We start from the raw sequence: 4,364 nt of genomic DNA, 5'->3' as shown, positions 1-4,364 counted from the left end.
CGTTTGCCGGCCCGTGGTGGTCGGGACACGCAATTGCGAAAGCATATGCGCCGGGTGCGGGAGGAGAATTTCCCGGTGTACGGCGTTCGCAAGGTCCGGCGCCAGCTTCGCCGCGAGGGCTTCGCGGTCGCACGCCGTACGGTGGCGCGGCTGATGCGCGAGCTGGGTCTGCGTTGCGTGGTACGGGGCCGGAGGGTCAAGACCACAATCCCGGTGGCGACGCTGCCGTCGCGGCGGACGGGATCAATCGGCTGTTGCGGGCGACGCTGCCGAACGCGCCGTGCCTTTGTCGTAACCCGGGCCGGTGCGTCTACGCTGCCTTCGTCATCGGCGCCTTTGCCCTGTGCATCGTGGGCTGGCGGGTGGGAAACTCGCTGCGCGCGACTCTCGTGCTCGACGCCCTCGAGCAATGGGTGGGGAGCGTGGACGATGCCTGCGATAACGCTGCCGAGTCGATCGTCGGACTGCACAGGACGGAGCTGATTCGCCCGCGGGGCCCTTGGCGAGGTCTGGGGCCGGTGGAGTTCTCCGCCCTGGAATGGGTCGACTCGTTCGACCATTGGCGTCTGCTGGAGGTCATCGGGAACCGACCGTCCGCAGTGGCCGAAGCAGCGTATCGTCGCCAACGCGAGCCCACGGCGTGGGCCGCGTGACGCAACAGGCATGGCCTCCGGAAGGCCCGGCGCGGTTCAAACGGACATTCGGAACTGGAGGGTGTAGGATCATCCAATAGAACGTGGGGGAGCCACTTACGGGTATGGACAACATCATGAGATACCAAGAAAGCTTGTCGGTATTTTTCCTTGCGGCACTGGGGATGATTCCCGCCTATTCACATCACGCGGCCTCGGCGGCGTTTGACGTCACCGAGTACATCGAGATCGAGGGCTACGTGGACGAATTCATCTTCAAGAACCCGCACGTGAATGTCGTTCTCACGGTGACCGATGACGATGGAGTCGAAGGGTCGTGGATGGCCACGGCGCCCTCGACGGCCGCGATGCGACGTTGGGGCTGGACGGCGGACACGTTCCAGGAAGGTCAGTATCTCCGCGTGGTGGGTCACCCCAGACGAGATGCCGGGCCGATGGTACTGTTGGAGCGGCGGGCGTTCACGGCAGGCAGTGACGCGGTCGCCGAGATCGATCCTGCCGACGGCTCGGTGATTCGCAATCTCGCGAGCACCGACCGGCTCCAAAGGCGCACCGCCGACTCCCTGAACCCGACGCTCGACGATGGCCGGCCTAATCTCACGGGCACCTGGTTCGGGGGCGACCCCGGGAGCACGGACAGACCGCCGGCACCATGGAACGAAGCCGGCAGAACCATGCAGGCAGCGTTCGATGCCGCCGCCGATCCCGCCTTCACTGACTGCGAAGCCCCGGGGCTCGTGCGTACGGTCACGACCATCCATTCCGTAGAGATTGAGCAACACGACGACCGCGTGGTCGTGGCATTTGAAGGGGGTGGCGACGGGCGCGTCATCTATCTGGATGGGCGGGGATCCGACACGGATGAACATACCCGGCTCGGTCATGCCGTGGCCCGCTATGAGAACGGCGCGCTGGTGATCGAAACGACACAACTGGCGAGCCGGCTGTCGTCAATCAGCGGTCACCTGTTGAGCGATCAAGCCACAACCGTCGAGACCTATCGGCGTGCGGACGACCCGGTGCTCGGGCCCCGGCTCGAGATGAGCATCGTCGTGACGGATCCTGTGTACCTCGACGGTCCATGGGAGATGGGCTGGCAGAAGCCCCACGCCGCCGAGGAGTACGAGTTCACCGGAGTCGATTGCCGGTTACCCCTTCGGGCCAGCTCCAACTGAGGCTGGCTAGCGATTCTATCGGACCCTGAACCGCACCAGAACGGTAGGCTGCAGACTGAGAAGCCAACACCTTGGGGATGAGGTCCAGGCTCCTGGATGCCAGCGACTCGACCTTGGAGCAGTGATGAGATGGGCCGCGATACTCGGGTTGTCCATGCTTCCGGCCGCAGTAGCTGGACACCATTCGACCGCTGAGTACGATCGAAGCGTCATTCATGAGCTTGAAGGAGTGCTGGTTGGAGTCCACTGGAGGAATCCGCATGTGATGTTCACTGTGCAAGTGAGCGATCCAGACGGAGATACCGAGGAGTGGGAGCTGGCGACCGGTGCGGTGTACGCGGTCGAGAGAGCCGGGCTTGTTGAAGAGGCATTTTCCGTCGGTGGGCAGGTTCGGGCCGCAGGCTGGCGGTCGACCCAACGCCCTGCAGCGATGATGGTGACCAATCTGCTGCTTCCCAGTGGGGAGGAGGTCTTGTTCTCCCAGGCGAGCAGGAATCGCTGGTCGGACAACTACTCTGGCGGGCAATGGCTCAACGAGCGGGTCAGGCGTGAAGAACTTGGCCTCTATCGGGTCTGGAGCGCAGATAGGGCAACTTATACCGATGCCGTCAGAGGCATTGACATCCAGCTGACCGCCTCGGCGCAGGCCAGGATGACCGATACGCCCCAGTTCGACCCCTGTTTGCCGCAGGGAATGCCGGCCGTAATGCTCAATCCCCTGCCAGTTGAGTTCGTTGACCGCGGGGACCACATTGACCTGCAGCTCACCGCGTTTGCGGTACTACGCACCATCAACATGATTGCCCAAGCGAATCCTGATGATGTGCCCGCCTCAGCCCTGGGCTATTCCGTAGGCCGGTGGGTAGGTGACACGCTCGAGGTTCGTACGACACGTGTTGGATGGCCTTATGTGGATGATGCGGGTAGGCCGCAGACCGAGGATGTCGAGATACTGGAGCGGTTTTCTCTTGTCGATGACGGAAACGTGCTCAGATACCAGCAGACTGTCATCGACCCAGCTTCGTTGGTCGAGCCGGTAACGCTAAGCTGGGACTGGATTGATATCGGCGAGGAGAGCATAGAGCCGCTGTACTGTGAATGACCACTTTCGGCGGACGCCTCTGGTCCGGATCGGTCGGAGAACAACAATGAGAACCAGCGGCTTCCTTTCATCGGCGAAGCTTGTGATCACCGCCGGCTGGCTGGTCGTTCACAGCGCTGGTTCCTTCGCCCAGGGGACTGCGCAGCAGCGCGCAGCGTCGGGGCTCGACGAGCAAAGAGGTTTGCGGATCAACGCGGACAGCGCTTCGCCGGGTTATGTCCTGTTCGGACCACTTCTCTCTGACACGACCTATCTCATCGACAACGATGGTCAGGTTGTGCATACGTGGCAGAGCGACTACGCGCCGACCGGCTCCAGCTACCTTCGTGACAACGGCAACTTGATGCGCGGAGGGCGCGAACCGGTATTACATGGGATTTCAGCTGGTGGGCAGGGTGGCAACATCCAGGAGTTTACCTGGGACGGTGAGCTGATCTGGCAGATTGATCTGAATACGGAGGACCGACTGCTCCATCACGACATCGAGATTCTCCCGAACGGCAATGTGTTGGCCATAGCCTGGGACGTCAAGACTGCCGAGGAGGCGCGCCAGGCGGGCCGTCGCCCGAACCTCATACCCGAACGCGGGCTGTGGCCGGACATGATTCTCGAGTACGAGCCGCAACCGCCAGATAGCGCACGGGTGGTTTGGGAGTGGCACGCCTGGGACCACCTGATTCAGGACTATGATCCCGAGCTTGATGACTACGGGGACCTGGCGGAGCATCCCGAACGCATCGACATCAACGGCGACGTGCTACCGCCCTCCGCGGAGGAGTTGGAGCTGCTGCGCACGCAGGGCTTTATCGATCCCGACGCGGATCCTGCCGAGGACTCCGATCTGATTCACGCGAACGCGATTCAGTACAACGCTGCGTTGGATCAGATTGTAATCAGCGCTCATGACTACCATGAGCTGTGGGTCATCGACCACAGCACGACCACCGAGGAGGCCGCGGGGAGCACAGGCGGCCGTTACGGCATGGGCGGCGACCTGCTCTATCGTTGGGGCAATTCGCGCACGTACGGTCGCGGAACAGAGAATGACCGACGCATGGGTGGACAACACGACGCCCAGTGGATTCCGGAAGGCTTCCCTGGCGCCGGGAATATCCTGGTCTTCAACAACAATGCTCCGGGCGCTGATGGCCCTGTCACCTCCGTCGACGAGCTACAGATACCGATCAACGCCGACGGACACTATGTGTTGAGCCACGGTGCATCCTTCAGCCCGTCGGCGCCCGTCTGGAGTTACTCGGCACCGGGATTGCGCGCCAGCTTTATCTCTGGTGCCCATCGCCTGATCAATGGCAACACGCTGATCACGTCGGGTCCCCGCGGACGTCTTCTTGAGGTGACTCCGGATCAGGAGGTCGTCTGGGAATACTGGACGCCTTACTCTGGTGAAGTGTTCCTGCCGGACGGGTCTCGTCC

General features: G+C 62.4%; 4 protein-coding genes. All 4 read left to right on the top strand.

The window, feature by feature from the left end; translation table 11 throughout:
- The first annotated feature begins 254 nt into the window (after positions 1 to 254).
- Complete coding sequence (locus tag OXG98_06290) at positions 255 to 653, top strand: hypothetical protein (GenBank protein MCY3771610.1); 399 nt, start codon at positions 255 to 257, stop codon at positions 651 to 653.
- 104 nt (positions 654 to 757) lie between these two features.
- Positions 758 to 1,828: a DUF6152 family protein gene (locus OXG98_06285; GenBank protein MCY3771609.1), complete on the top strand. Its 1,071-nt coding sequence runs from the start codon at positions 758 to 760 to the stop codon at positions 1,826 to 1,828.
- A 124-nt stretch (positions 1,829 to 1,952) separates the two neighbouring features.
- The gene (locus tag OXG98_06280) at positions 1,953 to 2,930 is read left to right on the top strand and encodes a DUF6152 family protein (protein MCY3771608.1); all 978 of its coding nucleotides are present in this window, start codon (positions 1,953 to 1,955) and stop codon (positions 2,928 to 2,930) included.
- A 46-nt stretch (positions 2,931 to 2,976) separates the two neighbouring features.
- On the top strand, positions 2,977 to 4,364 hold a 1,388-nt coding region (locus OXG98_06275; GenBank protein MCY3771607.1), incomplete at its 3' end, for an aryl-sulfate sulfotransferase.

The sequence above is a fragment of the Gemmatimonadota bacterium genome, assembly GCA_026706345.1.
GTDB lineage: Bacteria > JAAXHH01 > JAAXHH01 > JAAXHH01 > JAAXHH01 > JAAXHH01.
This window is presented reverse-complemented; position numbering and strand designations above follow the sequence as displayed.

What these genes read in the sequence shown, in the direction of transcription:
- OXG98_06285 (MCY3771609.1), top strand. Translation starts at nt 758, where the DNA reads ATGGACAACATCATGAGATACCAAGAAAGCTTGTCGGTATTTTTCCTT.
- OXG98_06280 (MCY3771608.1), top strand. Translation starts at nt 1,953, where the DNA reads ATGAGATGGGCCGCGATACTCGGGTTGTCCATGCTTCCGGCCGCAGTA.